General features: G+C 59.3%; 18 protein-coding genes and 1 pseudogene. 14 read left to right on the top strand and 5 right to left on the bottom strand.

Translation table 11 applies throughout. The annotated features are described in order from the left end of the window. Positions 1 to 26: 26 nt before the first annotated feature. The gene (locus KHO31_RS36130) at positions 27 to 1,148 is read right to left on the bottom strand and encodes a porin (RefSeq protein ID WP_200655124.1); all 1,122 of its coding nucleotides are present in this window, start codon (positions 1,146 to 1,148) and stop codon (positions 27 to 29) included. 648 nt (positions 1,149 to 1,796) lie between these two features. On the opposite strand from KHO31_RS36130, the gene KHO31_RS36125 reads away from it, so the two are divergent. From KHO31_RS36125 to KHO31_RS39645, 12 genes and pseudogenes are all read left to right on the top strand, one after another. Beyond that, entirely contained in the window at positions 1,797 to 2,108 is a 312-nt protein-coding gene (locus tag KHO31_RS36125; protein ID WP_201081537.1) for a hypothetical protein, read from the top strand. A gap of 74 nt (positions 2,109 to 2,182) precedes the next feature. Beyond that, positions 2,183 to 3,247 (top strand): BKACE family enzyme, encoded by a 1,065-nt coding sequence (locus tag KHO31_RS36120; RefSeq protein ID WP_201081535.1) that lies wholly within the window; start codon positions 2,183 to 2,185, stop codon positions 3,245 to 3,247. 115 nt (positions 3,248 to 3,362) lie between these two features. Beyond that, positions 3,363 to 4,343 carry a quinone oxidoreductase family protein gene (locus KHO31_RS36115; protein WP_200655127.1) on the top strand — a complete coding sequence of 327 codons (981 nt, stop codon included), beginning with the start codon at positions 3,363 to 3,365 and terminating at the stop codon, positions 4,341 to 4,343. A 125-nt stretch (positions 4,344 to 4,468) separates the two neighbouring features. Then, entirely contained in the window at positions 4,469 to 5,236 is a 768-nt protein-coding gene (locus tag KHO31_RS36110) for a DsbA family oxidoreductase (RefSeq protein ID WP_211625684.1), read from the top strand. 11 nt (positions 5,237 to 5,247) lie between these two features. After that, positions 5,248 to 5,574, top strand: a complete 327-nt coding sequence (locus tag KHO31_RS36105; RefSeq protein ID WP_201081529.1) for a Rieske (2Fe-2S) protein — start codon at positions 5,248 to 5,250, stop codon at positions 5,572 to 5,574. A 625-nt stretch (positions 5,575 to 6,199) separates the two neighbouring features. Next, positions 6,200 to 7,051: a substrate-binding periplasmic protein gene (locus tag KHO31_RS36100; protein WP_211625682.1), complete on the top strand. Its 852-nt coding sequence runs from the start codon at positions 6,200 to 6,202 to the stop codon at positions 7,049 to 7,051. Further along, complete coding sequence (locus KHO31_RS36095; RefSeq protein WP_201081525.1) at positions 7,018 to 7,800, top strand: amino acid ABC transporter permease; 783 nt, start codon at positions 7,018 to 7,020, stop codon at positions 7,798 to 7,800. Before KHO31_RS36100 ends, KHO31_RS36095 begins: the two co-directional genes overlap by 34 nt. Before the next feature lie 31 nt (positions 7,801 to 7,831). Continuing rightward, positions 7,832 to 8,584 (top strand): amino acid ABC transporter ATP-binding protein, encoded by a 753-nt coding sequence (locus KHO31_RS36090; RefSeq protein ID WP_201081680.1) that lies wholly within the window; start codon positions 7,832 to 7,834, stop codon positions 8,582 to 8,584. 38 nt (positions 8,585 to 8,622) lie between these two features. Then, entirely contained in the window at positions 8,623 to 9,477 is an 855-nt protein-coding gene (locus KHO31_RS36085) for a phytanoyl-CoA dioxygenase family protein (protein ID WP_211625680.1), read from the top strand. Next, entirely contained in the window at positions 9,474 to 10,613 is a 1,140-nt protein-coding gene (gene hisC, locus KHO31_RS36080; RefSeq protein WP_201081521.1) for a histidinol-phosphate transaminase, read from the top strand. Before KHO31_RS36085 ends, hisC begins: the two co-directional genes overlap by 4 nt. Before the next feature lie 49 nt (positions 10,614 to 10,662). Continuing rightward, positions 10,663 to 11,415: a histidine utilization repressor gene (gene hutC, locus KHO31_RS36075; RefSeq protein ID WP_201081519.1), complete on the top strand. Its 753-nt coding sequence runs from the start codon at positions 10,663 to 10,665 to the stop codon at positions 11,413 to 11,415. Positions 11,416 to 11,422: 7 nt separating this feature from the next. Further along, positions 11,423 to 11,565, top strand: a pseudogene (locus tag KHO31_RS39645) (IS6 family transposase); the annotation flags it as partial. A 111-nt stretch (positions 11,566 to 11,676) separates the two neighbouring features. Here KHO31_RS39645 and KHO31_RS36070 read toward each other — a convergent pair. Together KHO31_RS36070 and KHO31_RS36065 are read right to left on the bottom strand one after the other, a co-directional pair. Continuing rightward, positions 11,677 to 12,510 carry an NHL repeat-containing protein gene (locus KHO31_RS36070; protein ID WP_201081517.1) on the bottom strand — a complete coding sequence of 278 codons (834 nt, stop codon included), beginning with the start codon at positions 12,508 to 12,510 and terminating at the stop codon, positions 11,677 to 11,679. A gap of 170 nt (positions 12,511 to 12,680) precedes the next feature. Beyond that, positions 12,681 to 13,784 carry an alkene reductase gene (locus KHO31_RS36065; protein WP_201139363.1) on the bottom strand — a complete coding sequence of 368 codons (1,104 nt, stop codon included), beginning with the start codon at positions 13,782 to 13,784 and terminating at the stop codon, positions 12,681 to 12,683. 431 nt (positions 13,785 to 14,215) lie between these two features. Between KHO31_RS36065 and KHO31_RS36060 the strand changes: the two genes are divergently transcribed. Continuing rightward, complete coding sequence (locus KHO31_RS36060) at positions 14,216 to 15,148, top strand: LysR family transcriptional regulator (protein WP_201081513.1); 933 nt, start codon at positions 14,216 to 14,218, stop codon at positions 15,146 to 15,148. Here the strand turns inward: KHO31_RS36060 and KHO31_RS36055 are convergent. Further along, a complete protein-coding gene (locus KHO31_RS36055; protein ID WP_201081511.1) occupies positions 15,097 to 15,819 on the bottom strand; it encodes an SDR family oxidoreductase in 723 nt (240 codons plus the stop codon). The two genes, KHO31_RS36060 and KHO31_RS36055, sit on opposite strands and share 52 nt — an antisense overlap. 69 nt (positions 15,820 to 15,888) lie before the next feature. After that, positions 15,889 to 16,563 carry a peroxiredoxin-like family protein gene (locus tag KHO31_RS36050; protein WP_201081509.1) on the bottom strand — a complete coding sequence of 225 codons (675 nt, stop codon included), beginning with the start codon at positions 16,561 to 16,563 and terminating at the stop codon, positions 15,889 to 15,891. On the opposite strand from KHO31_RS36050, the gene KHO31_RS36045 reads away from it, so the two are divergent. Then, positions 16,562 to 16,874 (top strand): hypothetical protein (locus KHO31_RS36045; RefSeq protein ID WP_211625678.1); only part of this gene is annotated, 313 nt, incomplete at its 3' end. The two genes, KHO31_RS36050 and KHO31_RS36045, sit on opposite strands and share 2 nt — an antisense overlap.

Below are 16,874 nucleotides of genomic sequence, written 5' to 3'. Positions count from 1 at the left end.
TTGTTCTCCGTTTCGATTTCAATTCATCAGAAGCTGTGACGCAGACCGATCATTGCGGCCGTGGTCGATACGCCCGGCGCGACGATCTGGCCGTACATGATCGTCTGGTTCATCGTCCCGTGGTTCGCGACGTAGCCGACCTGCGCAGAGACGATTGTGCGCTTCGACAGGTTGTATTCCGCGCCCACCGCGTATTCACTCGAATGGTTCGCCGAGTTGTTGCGGTCCTTCAGGTAGTAGAAGCCGGACGTGATCTTGAAGAACGGGGTGAACTGATAGCCGAGACCACCCGAAATCATTTCGTAGTCCGCGAGGAGCGTGTTCGACGGATTCTTGCCGATCCCGTACGACGCCGACACCGATACGCCGCGGAACGTGTACTTCGCGCCGAAATAGTAGAGGCGGTTATTGTCGTACCCGGTCGGCGCGGCCGCCGCGAGGTTCGTGTCGTGAGCGTTGTAGTAGACGGCGGACAGGTTGAGGCCGTAGTTCGAATACCTGAGCACCGCCGATTCGCGCGTACCGCCCTGAATCTGGCCCGCCACGCCGCCCGGCGCGTACTCGAGCGCGGCTGACGCGCCGTAGAACTTCGGTGTCTGATAGACGAGCGCGTTGCTGTCATACAACGCCCCGAGCGGCACATTCGTGTTCGTCCCGGGCCAGCCGGCGGCCTGGTTCAGCCCAAGCCATGCGCCCAGGATGCTGCCGAAGTACTGCGCCGCGCGGACGTCGGTATCGGCCATCGCGTAGATCATCGGCGTGTACTGCCGTCCGGCGTCGAACGTGCCGAACGGTCCGGAGAGGCCGACCGTCGTCTGCTGGTTGAATATCGCAGTCGTGCCCGTCGTGTCGGGCAGCCCAACCTTGCCGTTGCTGCTGTTGAACACCCCCTGCAGTCTGAAGTTGACCTTGTAGCCGCCGCCGATGTCTTCGGTCCCCTTGATGCCCCAGAAACTCCCATAGAGGCTGCCGTCCTTGATGCCGTACACGTGCCCGTTGTTGTGGGCGTTCGGCGCGAAGGAAGACGCCGCCGTGCTCTGAAAGAAAACGCCCGAATCGATTGCGCCGTACAACGTGACCGACGACTGCGCATGCGCTGCGCTGGCGAATACCGCGAGTACCGCTACTCCGCTCCACTTCAGTTTCATTGACGTCTCCTCTGCCTTTTATGATGACCGGGCGAGCCCGACCGGATGCTTGCCTGTTACCGAATCGCGCGGGGTCGTCGATTCCCGCTGCCGGCGCAATCGCCCGACGATTCCAGGGCTTTCCCGCAACGGCCCGTTTGCCGACTGAACACTGACAATACCGATCATCCTCCAAAATTTTTGATGTCGACATTAATACTTATACTGAGTCGACCTGGCAGGCAGAACGGTTTACGTCTTCATAACAAGCACCCACGTTCGGAAGCCCAGATTCGCGACGGCGGAGTCAATAGTCGCCTGCCACATCCAGCGACCAATTCCGCACCTCTATTTTTGTCGACATTATTAAATTATGGGAATACACTGCGAACCACAGTGGCCCTGCACTGCCGCGGCCGATGCGAAGTCAATGAACGGAGGGATTCCAATGCTGTCGACGCAGCCATTTTCGAACGTATTGGTGAACAAAACTCATGCCGCTCGACGGATTGCGGCGCGGATTGCTCTAGGGTTTGTCCCGAGGGGGAATCTCACTCCAATGACTCATGAAGCGCTTTGCTACGCGTGCATGGTCGGCATTGTGATGCCGTCCCACCATGACATCACGCCGAAGCATCCGTCTCATCGTCGAAGCCGTTGAGAGGCACGTTGAAGAACGAACGATTCATCGTGCAGCACATTGCTTACGACAGACTCACGCGTGGCATGCCAAGGGTTCATCGGGAGCCCGATGAAAGGCAGGTGCTGCCAATGAACCAGATTGGTCAGCATGATGCGCACTTGATCCCGTTTTGTCCTGCCGCCGCTGTCGGGATCGTGGATGGGGCAGTCGATGATCCGGCGCTCTTGCGTCAGCGGACTGCTGTCATGAAAAGTCAAGTGCAAGGCATGCAATGTAAAGCAGGAAGTGGCGGCCGGCCAGATGATTCACTGGTCGCATCAGACACTCGATGGTGCTGAAAATGGGTTTCTAAAGCTTTCTCATCTGGTTCGACATTCTCACTATTCACATTTCAATTTGGAGATCCATCACCATGAACTTTCTCGACGGCCACCTCTATCCCGAGAACCAGCAGCCTCTGATCATCACAGCCGCTCCCTATGCGCCGGGCTGGATTCCCTCGGACTTCCCGGAAGACATTCCTGTCACCATGGAGGAGCAGATCCAGAAGGCGGTGGATTGCTACGAAGCCGGTGCCACCGTGCTGCATCTGCATGTACGCGAAGCCGATGGCAAGGGCAGCAAGCGCCTGTCCATGTTCAACGAGCTGATCGCCGGGGTGCGCGCCCGCGTGCCGGAAATGGTCATCCAGGTGGGCGGCTCCATCAGCTTTGCGCCCGAGGACGATGGTTCTGCGGCCAAATGGCTTAGCGATGACACGCGGCATATGCTGGCCGAACTCGATCCGAAGCCCGACCAGGTGACTGTCACCGTCAACACGACGCAGATGAACGTGACAGAGCATGCCGGCATAGATGACTTCAAGGGCGTTTCGCGCGGGTTCCCGCACCTCTATGCAACCTACAAGGACATGATTGTCCCCTCGAATCCCAGCTGGGCCGAAGAGCACATCCGACGCCTGACGGCTGCCGGAATCCAAAGTGAGTTTCAGTGCTACAACATCAACAGCTTTGAAACGATTGAGCGGATGATTCGCCGCGGCGTCTACAAGGGGCCACTGGTGATGAACTGGGTGGCTATCAGCGGCGGCATGGATCAGGCGAACATCTACAACCTGGCGAATTTCCTGCGTGCTGCGCCCGACGGCGCGGTGATCACGGTGGAGAGTTCGGTGCTGAATGTGCTGCCCGTGAATATGATCGGCATTGCCTTGGGCCTGCACGTACGGTGCGGCATCGAGGATGTGCTCTGGAACCAGACCCGCACGGGCAAGATGAGCTCCGTCGAGCAAATTAAGCAACTGGTGCGTATCTCCGGCGAATTTGGCCGTCCCATCGCGACAGCGCAACAGGCACGCGAGATCATGAAAATTGGGGTCTTCTACGAAACGGCGGACGAGACGCTTCAGGCCAATGGCTTCGCGCCCAATCGTAACGGTGGCAACCAGGGATTCCTGCGCAAGCCGACCCAAGGGTGAAGTAAGCGCTAGCGAGCCGCAGGCGAACTGCGGCAGTCGATACATAACAGCAACCAGCTTGCATGGGATCGCAGTAAGCGCTAAAGCGCTAACTCCGATCGACACAGGAGACAACATGGCAAAAGTCGTTAAATTCTACGAAACCGGCGGCCCCGAGGTCCTTCGTTTTGAGGACGCTGAAGTCGGAGAGCCGGGACCGGGAGAGGTGCGCGTCCGCCACGTGGCAGTGGGTCTTAACTTTGCCGACACCTACTTCCGCGGAGGTATCTATGAGGTTCCGCTGCCCAGCGGCCTCGGCAACGAGGCATCCGGCGTGGTCGAGGCCATCGGTGCCGGGGTGACCCATCTGGCGGTCGGCGACCGCGTGACCTACACGGGCTTCATCAACACCCTTGGCGCCTACAGCACGGAGCGGCTGATTTCTGCCGCGCCGCTGATCAAGCTGCCGGAGGCCATCAGTTGCGAAGCTGCAGCGGCCATGACCATGCGGGGCTTGTCCGCCGCCTACCTGGTGCGCCGAATCTACCCTTTCAAAGCGGGCGACGCCGTGCTGCTGCACGCCGCAGCAGGCGGTGTTGGCCTGATCGTTTCGCAGTGGGCCAAATTGCTCGGCCTGACGGTGATTGGCACGGTTTCGACTGACGCCAAGGCCGAGGTGGCGCGCGCCCACGGCTGTGATCACACGATTAACTACAGTCATGAGGATGTAGCCAAGCGCGTGCGGGAACTCACCAACGGAGTGGGCGTATCCGTGGTCTTCGACAGCGTGGGCAAGACCACCTTCATGTCCTCGCTAGACTCCCTCAAACGCCGCGGCCTGCTGGTCTGCGTCGGCACCGCTTCCGGCAAAATCCCGCCGTTCGATCCGGCAATTCTGGCCCGCAAGGGCTCCCTGTACGTGACCCGCCCGGGTCTCGCCGACTACATCGCCGATCCGGCCGAGAAGGCAGAACTGGTCGATGAGCTATTCGGCCATGTGGCAGCAGGCCGCATCCGCATCGGGATCAATCAGCGGTATGCGTTGGAGGACGCGGTGCAGGCACATCAGGACTTGGAGGCTCGAAAAACTACGGGCTCCTCCATTTTCGTGATTTGAGTATGTCAGGCTGTTTGGGCTGCGGAACGTAGCCCAGTGATTCGGCATGTCGGGTCAGGTCGTTAATGACCCGCTGCCGGCCACGCGCTTTGGAATTTGTTGAAGAACACAGTTGAGGAGCAGACGTGACCAGTCGAAACATTCACTCCATGGTTTGTGAGCAAGAGCGGATGGTGTGCGCCGTCAATGTCGCTGAACCCGGACAGACAGTGAGGGAGCATGTAGCCGATAGCAACAAACCTTTTCTGGAGATCGAAGTTTTCCTGGATTTCATCTGCCCGTGGTGCCTGATTGGCACGCGGCATCTACGTACCGCCATAAAACGTTTAACCGAACTGAGGCCGGAGATCGAGCCGAGAGTGGTGTGGCGCTCGGTTCAGCTATTGCCCAACACACCCCTCGTGGGCGAACCCTACCAGGCTTTCTACCTTGCGCGTCTTGGCGGTTCCGAGGCGGTCGCGGCGCGACGGGCGCAGTTGCAACAAGCGGGGCGCCCAGCCGGCATAACTTTCTCCTTTGATCATATTCCGTTGCTTCCGAACACGGCGGCAGCACATCGACTATTGGCGTATGCGTACGCGCATGAGACTGAAGCGAAGCAGGCAGCATTGGTAGAACGGCTTCTGACGGCCTTTTTCGTCGATTGCGAGAACATCGGCGACCGAGGCGTGCTGGAGCGGCTTGGACTCGAGTGTGGACTGAGTCACGACGGCTTGAGCGAGTACGTTTTCAGCACAGGCCGTTATGTCGGGCCAGATGCGAACCCGCTACCGATTGACGCCCACTCCGTGAGTGGTGTCCCATTCATGGTGTTCAACGGAGTACACAACCTTTCGGGCGCCTATCCCGCCGACGTTATTGTGGAAGTCATGCTCGAATCGATTGGGGATTGAACGGGAACGAAATGTCACACCCTATTCCGATTGACCCTGTCGATGAACTGCCTCCCGGGAAGCGCAAAATTGTCTTCGTCAATGGTCGCAGCATTGTCATCTTCAATATCGAAGGTACCGTTTACGCCATCGATAATTCGTGCCCTCACAACGGCGCGTCGCTGGCATCCGGTCAACTTGACGGCTACCTATTGCAGTGCCCGGCACACGGCTTACGTTTCGATCTGACGACAGGTTGCATGCATGGAGCCGGTAGCTTATGTCTGACGACTTTCCCAGTACGAGCGGCTGATAGCGGAGTCGTTGCTGAAGTCGATTTTCAGCTTCCGAAAATTTAGGGAGTACCGCGACGACGATTTCAGGCATCGGCTTGATACATCGACTTCGCAAAGGGCAGTTCGACCTCTCCGCTCTCACGCCCAAGGACATCACTGCGCCCCGCCGTGACGATCCTGCGCGGTACAGGGCTCGAGCGCAGCAGGCGCTTGAAGAAACATTTGACCGCGGGTTTGTCGCACCGCGCTCAAAAAGGAACTCAGCCGCTTCGCAACCACTATCAGCACACCGCAAATCATTGGCAACAGTATTGCCAACAGCCATTCGAGTGTGGACCACGGGCCCTCGCCTCGCCCCTTGGTCACTCGGGTCATGCCAATTTCGATCGCCGTGACGATGCTATGCAAGCGGACGCTGATGTTGTCGCTCTTGCACCTCTCCCAATTCACGAAAATGTCGCCCCCGGGACGCAAGTATTCCCAGGACAAAACAACTGATACGTCACACCGAGATCCCAGTTCGCCGCCGCGTAGCTTTTGAGCTTGTCTGCATCGAAAAAAAACTTGGCTATTTTTTTTGTTGCAGTATAGTCCGGTCTAGACCGCTATGCGAGTGGGTCCCACCGAGGTATCGCAGACGCGCGCAACGTTTCCACCAGTCGTTCCCCTTCTGCCCGGAGTGTTCGCCATGAATCGTCTGATCGCGTTATATGTCGCCGCCGTCCTGTCCAGCTCCGCATTTCCAGTCGCCGCCGGTTGTCTGGACGACGTGAAGGCGAGCGGCGTCCTGACAGCGGGCAACGGCCTGATGGGTACCCGTCCTTTCGTCTGGCAAAACGAAGACGGCAGCTACGGCGGCTTCGAGGCCGATATGCTGAAGGAATTGGGCAAGCGCATCGGCGTGCCGAAGACAGACTTCGTCGTCACCGAATGGAGTACGCTCATTCCCGGTCTGAAATCGAAGCGCTGGGACATCATCTTCTCCTCGATGTCGGCCACGCAGGAGCGCATCCAGAGCGCCAACGTACGTTTCTCGCGGCCCTATTTCCTGCTGTACGATGAAATAATTGTCAAAACCGATTCACCGATCCAGTCATTCGCAGACCTGAAGAACCGGAAGGTTGCCACAACGCTCGGCACCAACGATTCGGTGAACGCGCACAGGCTTGCGACCGAAGGCCAGATCGGTGAAGTCATGGACTTCAATTCGTTTGGCGAACCATTCCTCGCGCTGCAGAACGGCCAAGTCGACGCGGTACTGCTCGATCAGGGCACTTTGCTCGGCCAACGCGAGAAGATGAAAAATCTGCGCGTTGTCGGTCAGCCGATCTACTACCATCCGAAGCCTGAATGGGCCGACGCCGAAAACAAGGCCAGCTATAAATTCGGCACGAGTGCAGCAGCGGTTCGCGCAGAATGCAGTGACCTTCTCACGGCGATCAATGGTGCGCTCCAATCTATGGATCAGGACGGCACGCGCCAGAAGATCCTGACGAAGTACGGTGCATGGTCGCCGGAACAAGCGGTGCTGACGAAGTAACCGCACCGATCATGAGCGAGTTCTTCTTTACGCTGATTCCGCGCTACTTTCCGTTCTTATTGAAGGGCGCGTGGGTGACGATCGAACTGTCTGTCATCAGCATGACGTGTGCGATTGCGCTCGGCCTGGCGGTCGCGCTAGGCCGGCTGTCGTCACGGCGCTGGCTCGACTGGCTGCTGCGCGCCTATGTCGAGATCTGGCGCGACGTACCGCTGGTGGTCCAGCTACTGGTGATTTACTTCACGTTGCCGCAGGTCGGTTTGACCTTGCCGGGATTCTGGGCGGGTGTGCTCGGCCTCGCGCTGAACCTCGGCGCGTATCTTTCCGAGGTATTCCGCGCGGCGATCCAGGCGGTAGACAACGGTCAGCGTGAAGCAGGACTGACCATCGGTATGTCGCACGCGATGATCTACCGGCGGGTGATTCTTCCTCAAGCGCTGAAGGTCGCGCTCCCTACGATCGGCGGCTATTTCATTTCGTTGCTGAAAGATTCGTCGCTGGTGTCGTTCATCGCGGTCAACGAACTGCTGCGGCACGGCACGATTGTGATCGCCGATACCTTCATGAGCATGCAGGTCTATCTGATGGTGGCGATCATCTACTTCGCGATGAGCTTTGCTGCAGCACGTGGCGTGCGGTGGATCGAGCAGCAGTTCACCCCGGTACATCGTGGCGGAAAACGCGTGTCGACACAGATCCCCGCGAGCACGGCCGGCGCGGCTAGCACGGAGCCCAATCTTGAAGCCTGATCGAAACGAGGAGGCGAATCTCCCCGCGCCCATTCTCGACGTGCGCGCACTCGAAAAAACGTTCGGCGCGGTACAGGTGCTCAGAGGCATCGACCTGCGTATCCGGCCCGGCGAGGTCAGTTTCTTCATCGGTCCGAGTGGCGGGGGCAAGTCCACCTTGCTCCGTTGCATCAATTTTCTGGACATGCCGACTGGCGGTGAAATTCATTTCGAAGGCGAACGGCTTTGTCATCAGGATGGCGCCACGTTTCGCACAAAACCGGAAGCGCAGCTGCGCGTCGTACGGCGCAAGATGCCAATGGTGTTTCAGCAATTCAATCTCTTCGCTCATCGCACGGTGCTCGAAAACGTTATCGAAGGGCCAATCCACGTGCAGCGTCGTCAACGCGACGAAGTCATCAGTGAGGCCTCGGCGATCCTGCACCAGGTCGGTCTGGGCAATCGTCTCGACTACTACCCCGACCAGTTGTCGGGCGGCCAGCGCCAGCGCGTTGCAATTGCGCGCGCACTGGCGATGAAGCCCAAAGTCGTCCTGTTCGACGAGCCGACCTCGGCACTCGATCCGGAGCTTGTCGCTGGCGTGCTCGACACGATTCGCACCCTTGCCGATGCGGGTTTGACGCTTGCCATCGTGACGCATGAGATGGCGTTCGCGCGGAAGCTGGCCGACACGATTCATTTCGTCGCGAATGGCGTCATTCTGGAGTCGGGCACCCCTGACTCGATTCTCGGCGCGACTGGAGACAGCCGCATCGCCGACTTCATACGTGCAGTCGAGCGTTGAGCGGCGTGAAATGTCAACCCCATACAAAGGAAACGGAGATGTCTGAGACCATTCAGCAGCGCGTCGCACGCGCTATGACCGACGAACTGGTGCGGGCGTTTCGCGTCGACGGCGCGGTGTGCATTCGCAATATTTTCTCGGCCGATGAACTGGCGATGTTGCGCGAGGCCATCGACCGAAACATCGCTCAACCGAGTCCGCGTGCCAAGGTGGCGAGCCGGCCGGACGATCCAGGCTGGTTCTTCGAGGACTTCTGCAACTGGCAGGATAACGACGGTTACCGTCGTTTCATCATGGAATCGCCTGCGCCGAGCGTCGCGGGCGCGTTGATGGGCGGCGAAGCGGCCCGCTTCTATCACGATCACCTGCTTGTGAAGGAGCCAAACACGCGCCAGCGTACGCCGTGGCACCAGGACCAGCCGTACTACAACATCACCGGTGACCAGAACGTCAGCATGTGGATTCCCGTCGATCCGGTCGCGCGGGAGTCGACTCTCGAATTTGTCGCGGGTTCGCATCGCGGGCCGTGGCTGATGCCTCGCACGTTCATTGCCAACGAGGCGAAGTGGTTTCCCGAAGGCAGCCTGACCGATCTGCCCGATATCGAAAGCAATCGCGACGCCTATCCGATCGTCGGCTGGGAGCTCGAACCTGGCGATATGGTGTGTTTTCACATGCTGACGTTGCATGCGTCGGGGGGCGTTGGCGGCAACCGTCGGCGCCGCGCGTTTTCGCTGCGGTTTATCGGTGACGATGTGCGCCACAAGCCACGCCCGTGGCGGACATCGCCGGAGTTTCCGGGCCTGCGCGAGACGCTCGCCGAAGACGCGCCGATGGCGCATCCGCTCTTTCCGATAGTGTGGCGCGCAGAACAGGGACAGGTGGGCGCATGAGCGAAGCGAAAAGCGAGCTGGACGATGCCATGCAAGACGCACCGGTGCCCGCGCATATCCGTGCGTTGCCGCGCTATGTACCGGGCCGCTCCGAGCAATCGGTTGCGCGCGAATATGGTCTTGCGCGCATCATCAAGCTTGCGTCGAATGAAAATCCGCTCGGCTGCAGCCCATATGTCGCGCAAGCGTTGGCTGAGCAGTTCAGCGGCGCGGATACCGCTCTCGCGCGCTATCCGGACAGCGATGCATTCGATTTGCGCAACGCGCTTGCCCGCTACCATGGTGTGCCGGCCGATCACATCGCGGTGACGAATGGCTCCCATGAACTGATCGATCTGTGCGCCGCATTGAGTTTGCTGCCCGGCACCGCCGGTCTCTATTCGCAGTACGCATTTCAGGCGTATCCGATCAGCATTGGAGCGCGCGGCGCTACCGCAATCGAAGTGCCGGCGCTCGATTATCGACACGATCCTGACGCGATGTGCGCGGCACTGACCGACACGACGCGCCTCGTTTACATCTGCAATCCTAACAATCCAACGGGTACGCTGCTGTCCCCGGCGGAGATCGAAATCATTCTGGATTCTGTCGGTCCGGATATGCTCGTGTTACTCGATGAAGCATATATCGATTATGTCGATCCAGCGCTGCGACCGGATTCGATTTCACTGGTTGCGCGTTATCCGCAACTGATCGTCGCGCGAACGTTCTCGAAGGCGTACGGGCTAGCCTCGCTGCGAGTCGGTTACGGCATCATGCATCCCGATCTTGTCGATGCCATTGCCCGAATCCGCCCGACGTTCAGCGTCAATGCACTCGCGCAGCGCGCGGCATTGGTGGCGCTCGCCGATCGTGCGTTCCTGCAACGCACGCAGAGCCTGAACCGTGCGGGCGTTACGCAAATCACCCAGGCGCTGGAGCGTCAGGGCATTCCATTCATTCCGACGCATGCGAATTTCGTCACAATTGGCCTGAACGACGCAAAGACAGCGGCACAGCAGTTGCTGCAGGCCGGCATCGTGGTCCGGCCGCTCGGCGCCTACGAACTGGACGATTTTGTCCGCGTGACCGTCGGTACAGAAGAAGAAAATGACATGTTTCTGCGCACGTTGCTCGCGTCGCTTGGGAGCCGCTGAAAGCGTAATAGAATCGGTGTCGCTCAATCGGAATCGAAAGGTAGTACACATGGCTCAAAAACCGGGTGCGCCGTTTCAGCAGATCAAGTCAATCGTGCGCGACAAGGTTCGCGCAGGCGAATGGGGCGTTGGCGAGCGCATCCCCTCGGAGATCGATCTGGCGACGGCGTTTGGGGTAGCGCGCATGACGGTCAATCGCGCATTACGCGAATTGACCGCCGAGGGTGAACTCGAACGCGTCGCCGGCGTCGGCACGTTTGTCGCTGAAGGCAAACCGCAGTCGAACCTGCTGATGATCGCCCATATTCGTGATGAGATTCGCTCACGAGGGCACGACTACGCCTGCAAGGTCATCACGCTGGCTCGCGAAGCCGCGTCGGTCGAGGTCGCCGCAGCATTCGGCTTGCCGATGAATACGCCCGTGTTTCATCTGACATGCGTACATCTGGAAAATGGGCGGCCCATTCAGTTCGAAGATCGGTATGTGAACCCCGCTGCTGCACCCAATTTTCTCACGCAGGATTTCACAGCCGAGCCGCCGTCGCAGTATCTCTACAACAACGTGTCACACTACGAACTGGAAATCGAGCATATCGTGGACGCCTGTCTACCGACGCCGGAACAGGCAGCGCTGCTCGAGATGCGAACAGACGAGCCTTGTCTGATGCTGACGCGCCGCACCTGGACCGACGGCACTCCGGTGACACTCGCCCACTTCGTTCATGCGGGCAACCGGTATCGGCTCGGTTCGCGCTTCAAACCGAACTCGATGCGCGGCCAAGGGTTGGCCACGAGTCGCTGAGGCGTTGCTCGCGAGTTTTGGGCCGATCCGTCAGCACTTCGCGCTCAAGCGACATTTGCTGCGTGCACCACCCTATCGAAAACAGCTTGCCGCACGCTTTGCCGCGCGGCAAGCTGCACTGCGCTCACCCAGGATCCGTCCGCTTTCTGAGTACGGGTGCGTTCTATCCGGCTTTGCATAGCGAACGCTTTAACGTGACAGCACCTTTAAATGCTCTACTAATGCTCATTAGTATCATTTCCGTGACGTTGGATCAGTGCGTCAAGCAAAGAAAGCAATCGCCTGGCCGTTTAACCTCGGCATATCGATAACGGGGCCCAGGCAGCGTCCGTCGACGAAGTCGAACGCAACGACGGTATCCCGAGCGACGCAAAACAAATATCCCTCAGGGTCGAAGCGCAGACCCCGAGGACGATGAAAGCTCATATTCCGATCCACCCGGAACACGCGGACAAGGCTGCCGGTTGAACTGTCGTACTCGCGGACGGTACATACCGCGCCCGGCTTGCCGAACGGGAACTCGCTGGACACAAGCACATTTCCGTTCGGCCCAATCGTGAGATCCAGTGGACTCACAGCGTCGTCCGTAATGAATCGGGAAGCATGCAGTCCACCGTCCGGGTCGAACACGACGATGTTGTTCTCACCCTCACCGTCTGGACCAATGCCGGAAGCAAGGAAAAGCTTGCCATCCGTGCCGAAGGCGAATCCGCGAGGATACGGAACCACACCGACTGGCAGTAAGGATTGTGCGGCTCCGTCGAGAGATGGAGGGAACGCAGCAATCGTCCGAGCGCTACGCAATCCAACGTAGTAGCGCTCATCGGGCCCAAGGTTGGCGCCTCCGGCATTCAGTCCTGGAACGGAACCCGTGTCGCGTACCACCATCCCTTTGGTGTCGAGCGCAAGGATGCGGTCGTTTCCGCTATTGACATAAAGATGCTGCAGATCCGGACTGACGCTCATGCCGCGAGGATCGACGATGCGAGGGTCGTCGCTGAACGAACCCATGAAAGTACCGTCGAGGCGGAATGACAGGAGCGCCCCGTATCCATCGCCGTTCGAACCAGAGGCGCTGGTAACCAGAATGCTCATACCGAGTCCTGTGAGATAAATTAGAACCCTTCACCCTGCCGCGCCGTAGTGGCCAACGCAACGACCGGCGCTATGTTAGCGCGGGGCGCTGCGTCGTTCAGGCCGTGCTCGTGTGAAGGGAGTCAAGCACCGGAATCCGCTCTTCCGGTTCCGGATGGTGGGGTGCAGAATTACGCGGCCTGCGTTTCAGCATGGAACGGATAGTCGGTGTAACCGCGTGCGTCGCCGCCATAAAAAGTACTACGGTCGTACCGGTTGAGTGGCAGATTCAAGCGCAGGCGCTCGGGCAGATCGGGGTTGGCGATGAAATGGCGTCCAAACGCTACGATGTCCGCGTGGCCCGCTTCGATGATCGCGTCCGCAGTCTCTTTCGTGAAACCGCCTGCAGCGATTAGCGTGCCGGTGAACTTCGGGCGCAGATGGCGCGCCGCGACCGGATCGTGAACTTCGCCGATCGTTTCCGTGCCCTTGATGCGTGGCTCGACCACGTGAAGATAGCCGATGCCACGCTTGTCCAGCTGCTCCGTCACGTAACCGAAGGTGGTTTCAGGATCGCTGTCATGCATCGAGCCATAGGTGCCGCTCGGTGCAATGCGCACGCCGACCCGATCCGCTCCCCACACCGAAATCAGAGCATCCGTTACTTCGAGGAGAAAGCGGGCACGATTTTCAATCGGCCCACCGTACTCGTCGGTGCGAGCATTCGAACCGTCCTGGAGAAACTGGTCCGGCAAGTAGCCATTTGCGCCGTGCAGCTCCACACCGTCGAAGCCCGCACGCAGTGCCCGCTCGGCGCCCCTGCGGAAGTCCTCGATAATGGCGGGGATTTCGCGCAGTTCAAGCGCACGAGGCATAGTGAATTCGACTTCGCCGTTCACCGAATACGCATGGCCTTCGGCTTTCAGCGCAGACGGCGCGACGGGCGCCGCGCCACCCGGCTGAAGATCGGGGTGAGACTGACGGCCGACATGCCACAACTGGAGAAAGATGCGAGCGCCTTTGGCGTGCACGGCATCCGTGATCCGGCGCCACCCTGCAATCTGATCGTCGGCGTAGATTCCCGGGGCCATTGCATAGCCGTAGCCCTGTACCGAAATGGGGGTTGCCTCCGTGACGATAAGACCACCTTCGGTTGCGCGCTGCGTGTAGTAGTCGACCATCAGATCGCCCGGCACGTCGCCGGGTTCCGAACGCATGCGTGTCAATGGCGCCATCGCGACGCGATGGGAAAGCGTGTAAGGACCGACTTTGACGGCTGAAAACAGCTTGCTCATGGAGTGACTCCTTGCGGATCAGTTAGTACCGGCTTGCGGTACGAGCGCGGTAACAGATTCGGTGGCTCTTGCAACTGCGGGGCGAGCCACAACGGCGATTTACTGTCAGACAAGCGCCTGGTAGCGGCTCGCCAAACACAGAGACATCGTCGTTGAATTGAACTGCCCAGGGTAGGCAGCGTCACTGCATAACAGTCATTCCCTTGGGGCATATCGGGCGGACTTCGTCCCGGCCGGTGAACGGCTTACGGCGCAAGAGAAGTCGCTGAGGATAAGAACGCGTTACCGTTTGCCTGTGCGGAATAAGTGTTATGCCGGCGCTACCGAAAACAGCGTGGCGCGGTGGTGTATCGTCCGGCAACCAGGTTTCGTCGCGCGTGTTTGACGGTGCGACGAACGAGCCCCAACTATCCGTTCCAGGAGGGACGATCGTGGACCGACTGACAGCGATGGAAACGTTTGTGTGCGTGGTGGAGTCCGGCTCTTTTTCGGCGGCAGCGCGGCTGTTGAACGTTGGGCAGCCCGCCGTATCCAAGTCCATCGCGCAACTCGAAGAGCGGCTCGCAGTTCGACTGCTACTCCGTTCGACGCGCGGGCTGACGCCGACCGAAGCGGGCCACGCATTTTACGAGCGCGCAAAGCGGGCGATCGAAGAGGCCGACGAGGCGGAGTTTGCGGCAAGAGGATCGGCTGGCGCCCTCTCGGGCCGTCTCAGGGTTTCAGCAGCGGTGACCTTTGCGCGGATTCACATCCTCCCGCGGCTCCAGACATTTCTTGATCGACACCCTGAACTCAACATCGACATTGTGCTCGACGATGAAAACATTGATCTGCTGGAACGCGGCATCGACGTAGCACTCAGGATGGGGGTACTCGGCGACTCGAACATGACTGCACGCAAGGTCACCCACGGTCGGCGTTGCGTCGTCGGCACGCCAGCCTGGTTCGCAAAAGCCGGCGAACCGCGGGTACCTGCGGATCTGCTATCGCATCAGGCGATCGTGTATGAGCAGGGCGGCGGCGGAAGCGTGTGGTCGTTCAAGCAAGGCAATTCGGAAACGGCAATTGTCGTCGCCGGGCGCATCCGCGTGAACGCGGCGGAAGGCGTGCGCGCGGCCGTGCTCGCCGACATGGGCGTCGCGATCGCTTCGGAATGGATGTTCACGCCGGAACTCGCGAGTGGTGCCGTGAAACGCGTGCTGCCCGACTGGGAATTGCCGGGTATCGACCTGTGGGCAGTTTTCCCCAGTGGGCGCATGGTCAGTGCAAAGGCACGCGCTTTCGTCGCCTGGATTGAGGAGCTATTCGGCCCTCAAATTGAAGCCTTGCCGATAGAGGCGCCGCCATCGACAAACAACGATTGACCCGTAATGAAAGCAGCATCTTCGGACAGCAGGAACGTGATGGCTGCAGCAATCTCGCCTGGTTTGCCGAAGCGTTTCATTGGGACGGCGGCGAGATAGCGCTGCTCCCCTTCGCTTCCTGGCGCGTTGTTGGCTCTAAACAGTTCGGTTTCCGTGGGGCCCGGCGCTACGGAATTGACCGTGATGCCGGTGGTCGCCAACTCAAGCGCCCAGGAGCGCGAAAAACTCACCAGCGCGGACTTGGCGGCAGCATAAGCCGTACGTTCCACGATGCCGAGGACAGTAAGGCTCGTTATGTTGACGATTCGCCCCCAGCCTTGGGCGCTCATATTGGGTAGGAGTGCTTGCGCCGCCTGTATAGCTGGATGCAGATTGAGCGACATGACGGAGTCAAGCGTATCCAGATCGATGGCGCCCAGCCTCTGCGGTTTGACCAGCCCAACGTTATTGACCAGGCCGTCGAACTTGTATTCCGCCACAAGCTTATCGAGCGTAGCCTGCGTTTTCACGCGATCGGATAGGTCGACAGACACGAGCGTCCCTGGGAAGCCAGGGTCGTCTGCCTGACGTGCCAGTCCCACAACCCGGTGCCCGTCTGCGTTCAGCCGCTCTGCGACGGCTCTGCCGATGCCTTTGCTGGCACCGGTGACGAGAAAAGTACGTGATTTCATATTGCCTCGATGTAGATGGTCCAACGTGCCTGTCCAACCGTTCACGACCGGGAACGAAGCAGGACCGGATCAAGACGCCGAAGCGATCTTCTTGCGGAGAGCGGGCAACATATCCTGAGGCTCAGGGCGGTGCGTATAGTCCGGGTTGACCTCCGAGTACAGGATCGTTCCGTCTTGCCCGACCACGTAGCGCGCCGGCATCGGCAACGTCCAACTGTCGTCCCCGTTGAACGCCGGCAGATCGTTTTTTAGACTCTTGTACAGATCCACGAGATAGTCGGGCAAAGCAAAGCGGATGCCGAATGCGGCGGCCACATCATTGTGCGTGTCGCTCAGGATCGGAAAGTTCAGCTTGTTGGTGCGAACCGATTTGCGGCTGTTCACGGCATTCTGCGGGGAGATCGCAATCAGACTTGCACCTTCGGCCTTGAACGACGGCAGCGCTTCTTCAAGGGCCGTCAGTTCAAGATTGCAATACGGGCACCACACGCCACGGTAGAAGCTGATCACGAGCGCCCCCTGTTTCAGCAGGTCGACAGACGACACGGGTTTGCCCTCCGGATCATTGAGGGTAAATTCTGGCGCTACGTCGCCTGCTTTGAGAGCGCGTGCGGCCTGACCGGACGCCACGAGTTCGGCCGTCGCACGTTCCATGATCGGATGGATTTCCTGCGGTGCAAAGTACGGGGCTTTTCCGCCTTTGAAATCGGCCTTGAATGCGTCGAGCCTGGCTTGAAGTGACATGACAATCTCCTTCCTGATGATGTTTAACGCACATTGCGTGGAAGGGATAGTCCGCCAATGCAAACCGACGGAGAAGACAGTAAGACTGCATAACTGTCATTCCTGCTGGGCATGGGAGGCGATGGATGTCTTGTTCTTGAGGAAAAATCAGTCTGCCGAACTATTGCATGTCCGATACTTTAATGTGACAACACCAAGGGGCCTCTCGAGAAACATCGCATGGAAGTACGGGTGGTTTTCAGGCCGTTTTCGTGTCGGGAATGATCTGGAAACCAAGCGCGGACGCGCGGCGTCTGAGCGCCGCGATGCTG

The organism is Paraburkholderia domus (genome assembly GCF_905220705.1).
GTDB lineage: Bacteria > Pseudomonadota > Gammaproteobacteria > Burkholderiales > Burkholderiaceae > Paraburkholderia > Paraburkholderia domus.
Note: the sequence above shows the minus strand (reverse complement) of the source record. Positions and strands in the feature narration are given on the sequence as shown.